The following is a 16,395-nucleotide window of genomic DNA, read 5'->3' as shown; positions in this document are numbered from 1 at the left end:
ATAGAGTGTGAAAGATTTACTTAAGTTTCTTAAGCAACAAAATCAAACTGAAGAATTCGATGGTATCCGCATCGGTTTAGCTTCACCAGATATGATCCGTTCATGGTCATACGGTGAAGTTAAAAAGCCTGAAACTATCAACTACCGTACGTTCAAACCAGAACGCGACGGCCTTTTCTGTGCACGTATTTTCGGCCCAGTAAAAGATTATGAGTGTTTATGTGGAAAGTATAAGCGCTTAAAGCACCGCGGTGTTATTTGTGAAAAATGTGGCGTTGAAGTGACGCTTACTAAAGTTCGTCGTGACCGTATGGGTCACATTGAACTGGCTAGCCCAGTAGCCCACATTTGGTTCTTAAAATCATTGCCGTCTCGCATTGGTTTATTGCTTGATATGACATTGCGCGATATCGAGCGCGTGTTGTATTTTGAATCGTATGTTGTAACCGAAGCGGGTATGACAACGCTAGAAACAGGTCAAATTCTAACTGAAGAAGAGTATCTAGATGCGTTAGAAGAGCACGGTGATGAGTTCGATGCGAAAATGGGTGCAGAAGCCATTTTAGCCTTGTTAAAAGAAATTGACTTACTCGGTGAAATTGAGCAGATGCGTGAAGAACTACCTGAAATTGGTAGCGAAACCAAGCGCAAGAAGATCACTAAGCGTCTTAAGCTTATGGAAGCCTTCGCTCAATCAGGTAATAAGCCTGAGTGGATGATCATGTCGGTTCTACCGATCCTTCCACCAGACCTACGTCCACTAGTTCCACTAGATGGCGGTCGTTTTGCGACGTCTGATTTGAACGACTTATACCGTCGTGTAATCAACCGTAACAACCGTTTGAAGCGTCTATTAGACTTAGTTGCACCAGACATTATCGTACGCAACGAAAAGCGTATGCTACAAGAGTCTGTTGATGCACTATTAGATAACGGTCGTCGCGGTCGCGCCATCACTGGCTCGAATAAGCGTCCGTTGAAATCACTTGCTGATATGATCAAAGGTAAGCAAGGTCGTTTCCGTCAAAACCTTCTTGGTAAGCGTGTTGACTACTCAGGCCGTTCTGTAATTACCGTTGGTCCTACACTTCGTCTACACCAGTGTGGTTTACCGAAGAAGATGGCGTTAGAACTATTCAAGCCATTTATCTACGGCAAGCTTGAAACTCGCGGTTTAGCAACCACAATCAAAGCGGCGAAGAAATTAGTAGAGCGCGAAGTGGCAGAGGTTTGGGATGTTCTTGACGAAGTTATCCGTGAACATCCGGTAATGCTTAACCGTGCACCGACACTTCACAGATTGGGTATCCAAGCGTTTGAACCGGTACTGATTGAAGGTAAAGCGATTCAGTTACACCCACTAGTGTGTGCGGCGTACAACGCTGACTTCGATGGTGACCAAATGGCTGTTCACGTGCCGTTGACGATTGAAGCTCAATTAGAAGCACGTGCCCTAATGATGTCAACCAACAACGTTCTATCTCCTGCGAACGGTGATCCAATCATCGTACCTTCACAGGACGTTGTACTAGGTTTGTACTACCTTACCCGTGACCGCGTAAACGGCAAAGGCGAAGGTATGGTTTTTGGCTCACCTGAAGAAGCGGAAAAGGCGTATCGCACAGAAGTAGCGGGTCTTCACTCGCGCGTTAAAGTGCGCATTACCCAGCTTGTAAAAGGCGAAGAGCAAACCTCGTTAATCGACACTACAGTTGGTCGTGCGATCTTGTGGATGGTATGTCCTAAAGGTCTACCGTTTGAGATCATCAACCGCACATTAGGTAAGAAGCAAATCTCTAACCTAATTAACCATGCGTACCGTAACCTTGGTCTTAAAGATACCGTTATCTTTGCCGACCACATTATGTACACAGGTTTCCACTATGCGATGATCGCGGGTGCGTCAGTTGGTATCGACGATATGGTAATTCCAGATGAGAAATACACCATCATCGAAGCCGCTGAGAAAGAAGTTGAAGAAATCCAATCTCAGTTTGACTCAGGTCTTGTAACTGCGGGTGAGAAATACAACAAAGTTATCGATATTTGGTCATCAGCCAACGAAAAAGTTTCGAAAGCGATGATGGACAACTTATCGAAAGATTACGTTGAAAATCGCGATGGCGAAATGGAAGCACAAGACTCGTTTAACTCGATCTACATGATGGCTGACTCGGGTGCTCGTGGTAGTGCGGCTCAGATTCGTCAGCTAGCGGGTATGCGTGGTCTAATGGCAAAACCAGATGGTTCAATCATCGAAACACCAATTACCGCGAACTTCCGTGAAGGTCTGAACGTACTACAGTACTTCATCTCAACTCACGGTGCGCGTAAAGGTTTGGCCGATACCGCACTTAAAACAGCGAACTCGGGTTACTTGACTCGTCGTCTCGTTGACGTGGCACAAGATTTGGTTGTTACTGAAAACGACTGTGGCACTGAAGAAGGTCTATTGATGACACCTCTTATCGAAGGTGGTGACGTTGTAGAACCATTGCGCGAGCGCGTACTAGGTCGTGTTGTTGCGCAAGATGTCTTCGTACCGGGTACGGAAGATGTGTTGTTTGCTCGTAACACGTTATTAGACGAAGCGAAGTGTGACACCTTAGAAGAAAACTCAGTTGACCAAGTTTGGGTTCGCTCAATCATCACCTGTGATACTGACTACGGTATTTGTGCACAGTGTTACGGTCGTGACTTAGCACGTGGTCACCTAATCAATGAAGGTGAAGCAATCGGTGTTGTAGCGGCTCAGTCAATCGGTGAGCCGGGTACACAGCTTACCATGCGTACGTTCCACATCGGTGGTGCGGCATCACGAGCGTCAGCAGAAAACAGTGTTCAGGTTAAGAACAACGGTACCATCAAGTTACAAAATGCGAAGTTCGTAAGTAACTCTGACGGCAAGCTAGTTATTACCTCGCGTTCATCTGAACTAACGGTTATTGACGAGTTAGGTCGTGAGAAAGAGCGTTATAAAGTCCCTTACGGTGCGATTTTAGGTAAAGGTGACGGCGAAAGTATTGAAGCGGGTGAAACCGTTGCAAACTGGGATCCGCATACTCACCCAATCATCACTGAGGTTGCTGGTAAGATCAAGTTTGTTGACTTAGTTGAAGGCGTTACCATGACTCGTCAAACAGATGAGTTAACGGGTCTATCAAGCATCGTTATCACCGATGTCGGTCAGCGTCCATCAGCGGGTAAAGAAATGCGCCCAATGGTTAAACTTGTCGATGGCAAAGGCAATGACGTAATGATCGCTGGTACAGATATTCCGGCACAGTACTTCTTACCGGGTAACGCGATTGTTAACCTAGAAGATGGCTCTGCGGTAAATATCGGTGATGCGTTAGCGCGTATTCCTCAAGAGTCGTCAAAAACTCGTGATATTACCGGTGGTCTACCACGTGTAGCTGACTTGTTCGAAGCGCGTAAGCCGAAAGAGCCGGCAATTCTTGCTGAGAAAACCGGTATTATCGGTTTTGGTAAGGAAACCAAAGGTAAACGTCGCTTACAAATCACCCAAACAAACGGTGATGTATACGAAGAGATGATTCCTAAGTGGCGTCAACTTAACGTATTCGAAGGTGAAGCTGTACAAAAAGGTGAAGTTATCGCTGACGGTCCTGAGTCGCCACACGATATCCTGCGTTTGCGCGGTATTTCTGATGTTGCCAATTACATCGTGAACGAAGTTCAAGACGTATATCGCTTACAAGGTGTTAAGATCAACGATAAGCACATCGAAGTTATCGTTCGTCAAATGATCCGCAAATGTGAGATTATGGATGGTGGTGACAGTGATTTCCTACCTGGTGAACAAGTAGAAGTTGCGCGTGTTAAAATCGCCAACCGCGAACTTGAAGCCGAAGGTAAGAAACCTGCTGAGTTCCAAACCATGCTAATGGGTATCACTAAAGCGTCACTAGCGACAGAATCGTTTATCTCAGCGGCATCGTTCCAAGAGACAACGCGCGTGCTTACCGAAGCAGCTGTTGCTGGTAAGAAAGATGACTTACGCGGTTTGAAAGAAAACGTTATTGTTGGTCGTTTGATTCCAGCTGGTACCGGTTATGCGTACCACAAGAACCGCGCAGCTAAGGCAGCTCAAGTGCCTGTAGAAGCAACGGTTTCAGCAGAAGATGCAGAACAAGCACTAACTGACGCATTAAATGCGGAAATGTTAGGCGGTTCTGATACCGACGCGTTAACGGATAACGAATAATTCAGTACGGCGTTAACCGCCGTGGCGAAATGAATAAAAAAAGGGATCGTTTAGATCCCTTTTTGTTTAATATTCGATCAAAAAAGATCGCTGATCTTTTACTCTTTGCTTGACAGTGACCCCCATCACTAATAGAATTCTGCGACCTTGCTGTGATGGCAAGGTTTTATCACGTTTATGAGGGTGAGTTCAAAATCAGCGAAGACGCTGGATTGATTCACCAGTTTTAACTAATCAGGAGCTATAATGGCAACTATTAACCAATTAGTACGTAAGCCACGTGTTAAGCAGGTTCAGAAAAGTAACGTTCCAGCGTTACAAGCCTGTCCTCAACGTCGCGGTGTATGTACTCGTGTGTACACTACTACACCTAAAAAACCTAACTCAGCACTACGTAAAGTAGCTCGTGTTCGTTTAACTAACGGCTACGAAGTTACATCATACATCGGTGGTGAAGGTCACAACTTACAAGAGCATAGCGTTATCTTAATCCGTGGTGGTCGTGTTAAAGACTTACCTGGTGTTCGCTATCACACCGTTCGTGGTGCACTAGATTGTTCTGGTGTTAACGATCGTAGACAAGGCCGTTCTAAGTACGGTGCTAAGCGCCCTAAATCTTAACGGTTCTCCGTCAAGTAAGGCCAAACTAACTTTTAATATTTAATTGTTTTGGGATTATCCTGAAGCTAATCGGAGAATTGACAATGCCAAGAAGACGTGTTGTAGGTCAGCGTAAAATTTTACCTGATCCGAAGTTTAAAAACGAACTTTTAGCAAAATTCATCAACATCCTTATGGTTGATGGTAAAAAATCTGTAGCAGAAAAAATTGTTTACGGTGCACTAGACATTCTAGCTGAAAAAAACCCGGAAAAAGAGCACTTAGACTTGTTCGAAATCGCTCTTGAGAACATCCGTCCACACGTAGAGGTTAAATCTCGTCGTGTTGGTGGTTCAACTTACCAGGTTCCAGTAGAAGTACGTCCAGTACGTCGTAACGCTCTAGCCATGCGTTGGTTAGTTGACGCTGCTCGTAAACGTGGTGAAAAATCAATGGCTCAACGCCTAGCTAACGAAATGTTAGATGCTTCTGAAAACAAAGGTTCAGCTGTGAAGAAACGTGAAGACGTTCACAGAATGGCTGAAGCGAACAAAGCATTCGCACATTACCGTTGGTAATATAATGTTAAGCGTAGCGGCGTTAGCCGCTGCGCTTTTCTCGTTTTTCAACTGTCAGTTCTAGACCAAAAAATCAACAACAGTTAATGGTTTTAGAAGCTTACTTTCTAAAGTATCTTTAGTATTTTCGAAAGTTAGTTTAAGGAACACGCCGACTATAGAGGAATCCATCAGTGGCTCGTACAACCCCTATTGAACGTTACCGTAACATAGGTATTGCTGCACACGTAGATGCAGGTAAAACGACAACAACAGAACGCGTTTTGTTTTATACCGGTTTATCTCACAAGATTGGTGAAGTGCATGATGGCGCTGCTACCATGGACTGGATGGAACAAGAACAAGAGCGCGGTATTACCATTACCTCAGCGGCGACTACGTGTTTTTGGAAAGGCATGCAAGGCCAATTCGAAGACCACCGTATTAACATTATCGACACCCCAGGCCACGTTGACTTTACCATTGAAGTGGAACGTTCACTACGCGTGTTAGATGGCGCCGTATTAGTTCTGTGTGGCTCATCAGGCGTACAACCGCAAACTGAAACCGTTTGGCGTCAGATGGAAAAATACAAAGTTCCGCGTATGGTTTTCGTCAACAAGATGGATCGCATGGGCGCTGACTACTTAAACGTTGTAAAACAATGTAAAGACCGCTTAGGAGCCAATGCTGTACCAATTCAATTGGCAATTGGTAGTGAAGAAGACTTCACCGGTGTTATTGACTTAGTCAAAATGAAAGCCATCAACTGGAATGAAGCCGACCAAGGTATGACCTTTGAATACGAAGAAATTCCAGCGGATATGGTCGACCTTGCGCAAGAGTGGCATGAACACTTAGTTGAGTCTGCTGCCGAAGCAAGCGACGAACTTATGGACAAATACCTTGAAGAAGGTGAGTTGTCTGAGCAAGAGATCAAAGCTGCGTTGCGTCAACTGACATTGAGAAATGACATTGTGTTAACTACCTGTGGTAGTGCTTTCAAAAACAAAGGTGTACAAGCGGTACTAGACGCTGTGGTTGAATATTTACCGTCGCCAACCGAAGTTGAAGCGATTAAAGGTATTAAAGACGACAAAAACGAAACCGAAGACACCCGCGAGGCAGATGACAAGGCACCGTTTGCCGCGCTTGCGTTTAAGATCGCAACAGACCCGTTTGTTGGTACGTTAACGTTTGTTCGCGTCTATTCAGGTATCCTGAAAACCGGCGACATGGTGTATAACCCTGTTAAAGGCAAAAAAGAGCGCATTGGCCGTATCGTGCAAATGCACTCAAACAACCGCGAAGAAATTAAAGAAGTTCGCGCCGGTGATATCGCCGCACTGATCGGTATGAAAGACGTTACCACGGGTGATACCTTATGTGATCAGCAAAACGTGATTACCTTAGAGCGCATGGAATTCCCTGAGCCGGTAATCTCGGTAGCAGTAGAGCCGAAAACTAAAGCCGACCAAGAAAAAATGGGTATTGCTTTGGGTAAACTTGCGGCTGAAGATCCGTCGTTCCGCGTTGAAACCGACGAGGAAACAGGGCAAACAATTATTTCTGGTATGGGCGAGCTACACCTAGACATTATCGTTGATCGGATGAAGCGTGAATTCAAGGTTGACGCGAATGTTGGTAAACCACAAGTGTCTTACCGCGAAACGATTCGCAAATCAGTTGAAGTTGAAGGTAAGTTTGTGCGTCAATCTGGTGGCCGCGGTCAGTTTGGTCATGTTTGGTTGCGCATGGAGCCTATTGGCGAAGGCGAAGGATTCCAGTTTGAATCTGAAATCGTTGGTGGCGCAGTTCCGAGAGAATACTGGGCAGCCGTTGAAAAAGGTTGTCAAGAACAAATGGAAAACGGTGTGTTGGCCGGATTCCCAATGCTAGACATTAAAGTCACATTATTTGATGGTTCGTTCCACGATGTTGACTCTAATGAGATGGCATTTAAAATCGCCGCATCTATGGGTTTCAAACAAGGTGCAATGGATGCAAATCCAGTCTTGTTAGAGCCGATGATGAAGGTTGAAGTAACCACCCCTGAAGAAAACATGGGTGATGTTGTTGGCGACTTAAACCGTCGTCGCGGCATGATTGAAGGTATGGATGAAGGTCCTGCCGGCATGAAATTGGTTAATGCCGTTGTACCACTTGGCGAAATGTTCGGTTACGCAACCGACCTTCGCAGTGCAACGCAGGGCCGTGCATCATACTCTATGGAGTTTAAGCAATACGCTGAAGCACCGAAAAACGTTACTGATGCAATTATTGAAGGTGGCCATTTTTAGGCCGCTGGATAGCAAAAAATAAAAATTCAATTACGCGTCTGCCATGCAGACAACTTTAACTTTAAGGTACATTTAAGATGGCTAAAGAAAAATTTGAACGTTCGAAACCGCACGTTAACGTTGGTACAATCGGCCACGTTGACCACGGTAAAACAACTCTAACTGCTGCTATCTCTGCAGTTTTAACTAAAACTCACGGTGGTGAAGTTCGTGATTTCGCACAAATCGATAACGCTCCAGAAGAGCGTGAGCGTGGTATCACAATCAACACTTCTCACATCGAGTACGACACAGCTGACCGTCACTACGCGCACGTAGACTGTCCAGGTCACGCCGACTACGTTAAAAACATGATCACTGGTGCTGCTCAAATGGACGGCGCGATCTTAGTAGTTGCAGCAACTGACGGCCCAATGCCACAAACTCGTGAGCACATCCTACTTTCTCGTCAGGTTGGTGTACCTTACATCATCGTATTCATGAACAAATGTGACATGGTTGATGACGAAGAGCTTCTAGAGCTAGTAGAAATGGAAGTACGTGAACTTCTATCTGAGTACGACTTCCCAGGTGATGACTTACCAGTAGTTCAAGGTTCAGCACTAGGTGCATTGAACGGCGAAGCTCAATGGGAAGAGAAAATCCTTGAGCTAGCGAACCACTTAGACACTTACATCCCAGAGCCAGAGCGTGCGATTGACGGTGACTTCATCCTTCCGATTGAAGACGTATTCTCAATCCAAGGTCGTGGTACTGTTGTAACAGGTCGTGTTGAGCGTGGTATCATCCGCGTAGGTGACGACGTAGAAATCGTAGGTATCAAAGACACTACTTCAACAACGTGTACTGGTGTTGAGATGTTCCGTAAGCTTCTTGACGAAGGTCGTGCTGGTGAGAACTGTGGTGTTCTTCTTCGTGGTACTAAGCGTGATGAAGTACAACGTGGTCAAGTACTTGCTAAGCCAGGTTCAATCACTCCTCACACTAAGTTTGAGTCAGAAGTATACGTACTAACTAAAGATGAAGGTGGTCGTCACACGCCATTCTTCAAAGGCTACCGTCCACAGTTCTACTTCCGTACAACGGACATCACTGGTGCAGTTGAGTTACCAGAAGGTGTAGAAATGGTAATGCCAGGCGACAACTTAAAGTTTGTTGTTGAGCTAATCAACCCAATCGCGATGGACGAAGGTTTACGCTTCGCTATCCGTGAAGGTGGTCGTACAGTAGGTGCTGGTGTTGTATCAAAAATCATTGAATAATGATTTTTAAACACTAAACCTGAAAAGAGCAGCCATTGGCTGCTCTTTTTGTTTGTGCGTCCTTAAAATTCCCATTTAAGCACTTTTCAGTGTTTCGAGGTTTAGGTTTACAACATGCCGCAATACCAATTACATAACGGATTATTTACCAACCAGTGGCCACTGTGCTATGTTTGATTTACTGATAATAATAATTTTGATCTTCAAGGAAGAACACGTGAAACGATTCCTGTCTTTTTGCTTATTTTGGCTAAGTTGTGCGGTATGTGCACAGTCTGAGTTGCCTTTGGATGTGTTTGGCGAGTTAGAACGCACCAGTATGATGCGCATCGCACCGAGTGGCGACAGAATAGCTTACCGAGTTACCGATGGCTCAGCGGGTAAAGACTTTTATATGGTCTACGACTTAAAGCAGAAGAAGTCGATAGCGGCGGTAGATCTCAGCGAGATTCGTCCTACAAATGCCTATTTTATCGACGACCAACGATTGATTTTGGTGGTCAGTGACAACGCTAAACTGTTGGGGTATCGCGGCAGACATGACGTTAGCGTGGCATTTAGCTATAACATTAGCGATAAGTCGATTAAGCAGTTACTGCGTCGAGGAGATGATATCTATGAGGGACAAACGGCACTAGGGCGGATTGTCGGAGTTGCCAATGACGGTAAATCGGTTTATATGCCCGCATGGGAAGACTCGACCAATTTTAACTTGTATGAATCTAAATTAGATTCGAGACGTGGTCCTCGTCGCTTCGCCCGAGGTCATGATGATACGATCGATTTTTTCATTCACAACGACACGGTGATTGCCAGAGAACGCTACGATGAAAGATCGAACAAGCACCGTATTGAGGTACATGATGACGGTGATTGGCATGAGATATTTAGTGAAACGGCAAGTATTCGAACCAAATCGTTTGTTGGCTTAACGGCAGATATAAAACATTTAGTGATGCTTCAATATCACGAGAACGGTCGTGTTGCCTATCACACGATGGCCTTAAAGGACGGTAAAATAAGTGCTCCGCATTTTAACCACGATAGTAAAGATGTTGAGTCGGTGATCACCGACATAAACCGCATCGTTTACGGTGTGCGCTACTCTGGTTTTACCCCGAGCTATGACTTTATTGATAGTAATATTGCAACCGTGGTTAATGAGGTTGTCGAAATGCTTCCTGACAACTCAGTAACCTTAGTGGATTACACTCCAGATTGGCAGAAGATACTATTTTTAGTAGAGGGTAATGGCAGCGCAGGTGATTACTACCTATACGATAAAAATGGTTTTAATTTTATCGCAAGTCAGCGGCCGAAAATACCATCGGAGCGCGTGCATCAAATTGTCAAAACTGAGATTAAAGTACGCGATGGTCTAAAAATTCCTACGCTATTAACCCTACCAAATAAAGAGCTAAAAAAGTTACCAGCGATTATGTTACCACACGGTGGTCCGGAGGCTTACGACAGAGTTCGTTTTGACTGGTTGGCGCAGTATTTTTCCAGTCGAGGCTATTTGGTTATTCAGCCACAATTTCGCGGTTCAGATGGTTTTGGTTGGGATTTTAAAGCCAAAGGTCGTGGCGAATGGGGTCGTAAAATGCAGGATGACCTGACAGACGCGGTGCGTACGTTAGTTAAATCGGGCTATGTTGATCAAGATCGCGTTTGTATTGTTGGACTCAGTTACGGGGGCTATGCTGCGTTAGCTGGGGCAACATTTACGCCTGATGTATATCAGTGTGCGGTGTCTATTAATGGTGTTGCTGATATCGAACGTATGATGCGCGACGAAAAACGAGACTATGGTTCAAATCACTGGGTGGTGGAATATTGGCGCAATGTAATTGCGGCCGATAATTTGGCCGATAATCACTTGCAACAAATTTCGCCTATCAATCACGTTGAAAAAGTAAAAATTCCAATATTACTTATTCACGGTGAGCACGACAAAGTCGTTCCTAGCCACCAGTCTGAAGCTATGGCAGATGAGCTTGAAGACAAAAGGCGCTCAGTCGAATATATCGAGCTCGAGCAAGGCGATCATTATCTAAGTAACAGTAATAATCGAATGCAAGCACTCAAAGCTATTGATAAATTTATTGCTAAGCATATCTAAGTGTATTTTAGGTTGATATAACAATGCCCGATCAAAAAAGTATCGGGCATTTTTTTTAGAGCGAATAAAAGTCACCGCCAAGTCGAGGTATCAGTTCACCGCGCTTTACCATGATGTCGACGGCGCTTTTTACCTGTTCTAGGTTGTGTTGATATTTCTCATTAGCAAGCCATCCGTTACAAATATGTTCAACAGATCCCATCGCATTAGGGTGGGCAGCAAGGTAGTCGAGAATACCCGTTTGAACTTCGTTGTGTAAATCGTGAAGTTTCATCACTAAGCCCCTTTCACCAATTTAATGGTTATATTCTAGTCAACAGAAAAGATATGATCTAATTGCAACGACGGTAAGTACCACTTGTACAGTCGTTATAAACGCCCAGTATATGCTATACCGTGTTTTGCGACAGAACCGTGGATAGGGTTGCTATTGGAGAGTTCTTGCCATCAGTATTTTTTATATTGATTATCGATGCACCTTCCACTTATAGTTGATAACAGTCTATCATTCTGAAACTATGAGATTTTTTTCATGTCCTTGTATGCTTATCGTTTATTAACTGTATTTGTCGCGATTTGGTCGATGTCGCTACCAGCAACAGTACACGCACAGCCCGTCGCGGTCGATGTGGTTAGTACTAAGGCGATCGACAGTCAAAAGTTGGTGAGTTTAAGTGGCACAGTTGAAGCGCATCAAAATGCAAATTTAGCCACTCTTCAAGCCGGTGTTGTTGCCGAAATCTTTGTTGAAGTGGGTGATAGAGTACAAGCAGGACAAAAGTTATTAGAGATAGACAATACACTGGCTCAGCTTGACCTATCGCAAGCCAAAGCTGACGTTGATGCGGCATTGATTGAGGTAAGCGAAGCAAAGCGCCAGTATCAAGAATCGGTGACGTTATCGAAGCAGCAACTGGTACCTGCAACTCAGTTACAGGAGCGCCGTGCTCTAATTGCTACAGCTGAATCAAAGCTCGCTCGCTTAAAAGCGCACATGGATTTGCAACAAGCGATTCTCCAACAGCATACGCTTTACGCACCGTTTAACGGTATTATTAGCGAGCGCCTTATCGATGTCGGCGAGTGGGTTACGCAACAATCTGCAACGTTTACCTTAGTGGAGCAAAACCGGTTAAGAGTAAGAGTTGCTATCCCCCAAGAATATTACGGCTTACTGGCCAGTAACCACAATGTGGCGGTAACCGTATTGCCAGATTTTACTGGTGCACAACCGATAGCGACAGAACTCGATCGATTGGTCACCGTATCCAATCGCAACACGCGCGCTTTACTAGGTTATGTCAACTTACCCATTAATAGCCCTTTGTTGGCCGGTATGTCGGCAACGGTTAATGTTCAACTACCGACCGCTGCAACCGCGGTGGTTTGGTTGCCCAAGCAAGCGGTAAAGCAACACCCCGATGGTGGCTTTAGTGTTTTTGCAGTGGTTGATAGTAAAGCCAAGCGCTATATAGTTGATGTCGTTCAGCAAAAGCAACAACAAATGGGGGTAGTGGGCATTCCCACCACACACCCTATTGTCGTATCGGCTGTCGAGCTGTTGAAAGACGGTGAACCGGTGACCATCAATGATGACAATCAAGGTGGTCAGCCATGATAGTGCAAGCGGTACAGCGCGGTACACTGGTCGCGGTTATCTTATCTATCGCCTGTTTGTTGGGGATTGTTGCAGCGTTGAACATCCCTGTGCAAATGATACCTGACCTGCAAGTTCGCACGATTACCGTGCAAACCGGTTGGCCTGGCGCTACGCCTCAAGATATTGAGAAGGAAATCTTGATAGAGCAAGAGCGCTATTTGCGCAGCGTCACTAATCTAAAGCGGATGACATCATTTGCCGATATGGGCAGTGCCTCTATTGAATTAGAGTTTCCCTTTGGTATCGATGTTAACGATGCGCTGATACGTGTCAATAACGCATTGAGTCAGGTACCGTCTTATCCTGAAAACGTCGACCAACCAAGAATTTTTTCAAGTTCGTTTTCGGGTAATGCCTTCATGTATTTTGTACTCAAGCCCTTACCCGGTAACCCGTTGGACCTCGATGTCGATTTACTGCGCGATTTTGCCGATGATTACATTCGCCCTCGCATGGAAAGTGTCGAAGGCGTGTCTGAGGTGGATGTGCGCGGTGGGGCAGAGCGTCAAATTCAAATAAAAGTTGACGCCAGCAAACTAGCCCAACGCAATATCAGTTTACCCGAGCTGCGCGACGCGATTCGCAATCGCAATAAAGATGCGTCAGCCGGTGATATCGAGACTGGCACAAGTCGTTATTTACTGCGCGTGGTGAGCCGTTTTGAACAGTTAGAACAACTGGAGAATTTGATCATTAAGCGCATTGACGGGGCCAATATTTTACTCAAGGATGTCGCCACTGTTCGCTTAGACCACTTTGAAACGCGCAGTATATCGTTTAACAATGGTGAGCGTACCTTAACCTTGTCGGTGCGTCGTGAAGACGGCTCCAATGTGATTAACATCAAGCGCGATATGCTGCAGGTGGTTGAGCAAATCAATCGAGATTTACTGAGCCAAAACGGCTTGCAGCTGAACTTGACTAGCGACGATGTACAATATGTGCAAAGTTCACTTGAAAACGTGTGGATTAATCTAATTTTAGGCGCACTTTTGGCGACATTAGTGATGTATTACTTTTTGCGCTCGGGCAAAGCGACCTTGGTCGGCGTGCTAGGTATTCCGATTTGTACCATAGCTGCGTTTTGGGCACTTATGGTGTTCAACCGAACCATTAATGTTATTTCGCTAGCTGGGGTTGCCTTTGCAATAGGTATGACGGTCGATAATACCATCGTCGTACTCGAGTCGATTGTACAGGCAAAGCGCAAGGGGGTAAGTCGCTTTCAAGCAGCGGTTAGCGGTGTGCAAGATGTGTGGCCGGCAGTACTGGCGTCAACAGCAACAACGGTATTAGTATTTGCTCCCATTCTGTTTGTTGAACAAGAAGCTGGGCAACTTTACTCAGATATCGCCATTGCCATATCAGGCGCGATCATTGCGTCAATGTTAGTGGCGATTTTTGTGGTCCCAGTGTTGCTTAATGGCTTGGTCGGTGCTGCTGACCTAGAAAAGGGGCGTCAGTTTAAGTTGTCAGCGGTTTGGCTGAAGGTATCCAGTAAGTTTTACGCAACGCGCCAGCGGGCTTTGACCAGTGTTATCGCTATTTCGCTAGTTATCTTGGCAGCGGCGTATTATTTTATGCCGGCTGCTGAATATTTGCCCGAAGGCGAGGAGCCCAAGGCGTTTTCAATGATGATTGCACCCCCTAACTACAACCTTACGGAGATGGAACGCATCGGTGATGAATTGCGCAGTTATTTTGCCCAGTACCTCAATGCCGACGATGATGATTTTGTCAACGGCAACACCAATATGCCACCACTTGCCTATTATTCGATGTCGGTATCGGTGGGGCGTATTTGGTTTTTAAGTGCGCCGGTGGACGCCGAACACATTGGTGCGATGATGGATGCAATCACCGAAAAGTTTCGCAGCTATGACAACATGCGAGCGTTTTCTGCTCGCGGTTCGATTATTTCAAGTAATGACGGGGGGACGCGCGCGGTAGCCGTCGATATTTCAGGTAGTAATATCGTTGAATTGTACCAAGCCGCCGAAGCAGTATACCAACAAGCCAAACAGTTATTTGATAATCCTCAAATTAACTCGCAACCTGGCTCTTTAACCTTAGATCAGCCGCTGATTGAAATAAAACCGCGCTGGCATCGCTTAGCGGAGTTAGGTATGAGTAACCGCGACTTTGGCTACACCGTTGCAGCAATGAGTGACGGTGCCTATGTCGACGAGTTTATATTGAACGATGACAAAATTGATATTTTTATGTTTAGTGGTCGTGGTTATGAACAAGACTTAGACTCGCTCGCATTTACGCCTATTGCGGTAAGCGATGGACAAATATTGCCACTCAACGCACTTGCTGATTTAATCACCAGCCAAAACAGTAATTCCGTGCGCCGTATCGACGGCAATCGAACCGTCACCGTTTATATTATTCCACCGCGCAGTGTAGCATTGGAAAATGCTGAAAAGCGGGTACGTGAGCAACTGCTACCTGCATTGTGGCGACAAGGACAAATAGCTCAAGGTGTCAATGTCAGCATCAGTGGTGCGGCTGATCAATTGGAGCAAACTCGGGGGGCGTTGACCGGTAACTTTGCCATTGCTCTGGTGCTCTGTTATCTGTTGCTAGTGGCCATTTTTAATCATTGGCGTTACCCGCTATTTATCTTAGCAACCGTGCCGTTGGGTATGGCGGGAGGCTTGCTTGGCCTTATTACTGTTAATGGGGTAAATGGTTTACTTGCCACGTTGGGAATGAATGCTCTCCATCAACCATTTGATATGATTACGATGCTGGGGTTTTTAATTTTGCTGGGGACGGTGGTTAATAACCCGATACTCATTGTCGATCAAACCCGACGCTTTGTCAGTGATGGCTTAGCGGTAAAAGAGGCGGTCGCACAGGCATTACAAAAACGGATTAAGCCAATTATGATGTCAACCGCAACGACTATTTTTGGTCTAGCACCCTTGGTGTTGATCCCAGGGGAAGGTACTGAACTCTATCGCGGGGTTGGTATTATTGTATTGAGTGGTATTTTTGCTTCAACAATTCTCACTTTAACGTTTTTACCGTCACTGTTAGTGACGCTGGTTGCAGATGAGGTGAATGACAATGGCGTTTAATAGCGCAAAACCGGATTGCAATGCAAGCGCTACCGCTTCGACTATAGACCAGACCCCAATCCTGATCTAATATACTACTAACTGCGGACGAGAGACTAGGGATGTTATGCAAGCGCAATTAGATATTGATGACATGAGAGCTAATGCCCGCCAAGCGGTTGATTTGCTCAAAGCGGTAAGCAATGAAAATCGCTTATTGATTCTGTGTCACCTTGGCGAAAAGGAGATGTCCGTAGGAGAGCTGAATCAATGTGTTGACTTAAGCCAGTCGAGTTTATCACAGCATTTAGCTAAGTTAAGACAAGAGGGCCTGGTGAAGACTCGGCGCGAGTCGCAAACGATTTACTATTCGATCGCCAACCCAACAGCCATTCTACTGATCCAATTTCTGCAGCAGCAGTTCTGTTGATGCAACTCATCCTGTATAAAACAAAATAAGGTCGCAATGCGGCCTTATTTGCTTGTGGTTAGCAACAATTTTGCGCCAGATCAAAAATAGAGAATAAAATTGTAAATAAGATTGATTCGCATTTAGGTTTGTGTTTAAATGCGCCTCATTGTCGTATAAGACTGTTTT

The 16,395-nt window shown here is 45.3% G+C and carries 10 protein-coding genes; 9 read left to right on the top strand and 1 reads right to left on the bottom strand.

Annotation, left to right across the window (positions count from 1 at the left end; translation table 11 throughout):
* Positions 1 to 7: 7 nt before the first annotated feature.
* The 6 genes from rpoC to ACAY30_RS13205 all read left to right on the top strand — a co-directional run bounded on the left by rpoC (position 8) and on the right by ACAY30_RS13205 (position 11,069).
* Positions 8 to 4,228: a DNA-directed RNA polymerase subunit beta' gene (gene rpoC, locus ACAY30_RS13230; protein ID WP_290252154.1), complete on the top strand. Its 4,221-nt coding sequence runs from the start codon at positions 8 to 10 to the stop codon at positions 4,226 to 4,228.
* A gap of 246 nt (positions 4,229 to 4,474) precedes the next feature.
* Entirely contained in the window at positions 4,475 to 4,849 is a 375-nt protein-coding gene (gene rpsL / locus ACAY30_RS13225; RefSeq protein WP_284243994.1) for a 30S ribosomal protein S12, read from the top strand.
* Positions 4,850 to 4,932: 83 nt separating this feature from the next.
* Entirely contained in the window at positions 4,933 to 5,406 is a 474-nt protein-coding gene (rpsG, locus tag ACAY30_RS13220) for a 30S ribosomal protein S7 (RefSeq protein WP_290252155.1), read from the top strand.
* Positions 5,407 to 5,579: 173 nt separating this feature from the next.
* Positions 5,580 to 7,685, top strand: coding sequence for an elongation factor G (fusA, locus tag ACAY30_RS13215; protein WP_290252156.1), 2,106 nt, complete (start codon positions 5,580 to 5,582; stop codon positions 7,683 to 7,685).
* Between the two features lie 77 nt (positions 7,686 to 7,762).
* Positions 7,763 to 8,947, top strand: coding sequence for an elongation factor Tu (gene tuf / locus ACAY30_RS13210; RefSeq protein WP_371189930.1), 1,185 nt, complete (start codon positions 7,763 to 7,765; stop codon positions 8,945 to 8,947).
* A 217-nt stretch (positions 8,948 to 9,164) separates the two neighbouring features.
* Complete coding sequence (locus tag ACAY30_RS13205; RefSeq protein WP_290252165.1) at positions 9,165 to 11,069, top strand: S9 family peptidase; 1,905 nt, start codon at positions 9,165 to 9,167, stop codon at positions 11,067 to 11,069.
* 55 nt (positions 11,070 to 11,124) lie between these two features.
* Here ACAY30_RS13205 and ACAY30_RS13200 read toward each other — a convergent pair whose 3' ends face one another.
* Positions 11,125 to 11,343 (bottom strand): hypothetical protein, encoded by a 219-nt coding sequence (locus ACAY30_RS13200; protein WP_290252164.1) that lies wholly within the window; start codon positions 11,341 to 11,343, stop codon positions 11,125 to 11,127.
* Positions 11,344 to 11,601: 258 nt separating this feature from the next.
* Between ACAY30_RS13200 and ACAY30_RS13195 the strand changes: the two genes are divergently transcribed.
* The 3 genes from ACAY30_RS13195 (at position 11,602) to ACAY30_RS13185 (ending at position 16,227) form a co-directional block, all read left to right on the top strand.
* On the top strand, positions 11,602 to 12,687 hold the full coding sequence (locus ACAY30_RS13195) for an efflux RND transporter periplasmic adaptor subunit (protein WP_290252163.1): 1,086 nt from the start codon (positions 11,602 to 11,604) through the stop codon (positions 12,685 to 12,687).
* Positions 12,684 to 15,818, top strand: coding sequence for an efflux RND transporter permease subunit (locus tag ACAY30_RS13190; RefSeq protein ID WP_290252162.1), 3,135 nt, complete (start codon positions 12,684 to 12,686; stop codon positions 15,816 to 15,818). Before ACAY30_RS13195 ends, ACAY30_RS13190 begins: the two co-directional genes overlap by 4 nt.
* Before the next feature lie 106 nt (positions 15,819 to 15,924).
* A complete protein-coding gene (locus ACAY30_RS13185; RefSeq protein WP_290252161.1) occupies positions 15,925 to 16,227 on the top strand; it encodes a helix-turn-helix transcriptional regulator in 303 nt (100 codons plus the stop codon).
* Positions 16,228 to 16,395 lie beyond the last annotated feature (168 nt).

It is taken from the genome of Thalassotalea ponticola (assembly GCF_041379045.1).
GTDB classification, from domain to species: domain Bacteria; phylum Pseudomonadota; class Gammaproteobacteria; order Enterobacterales; family Alteromonadaceae; genus Thalassotalea_A; species Thalassotalea_A ponticola.
This window is presented reverse-complemented; position numbering and strand designations above follow the sequence as displayed.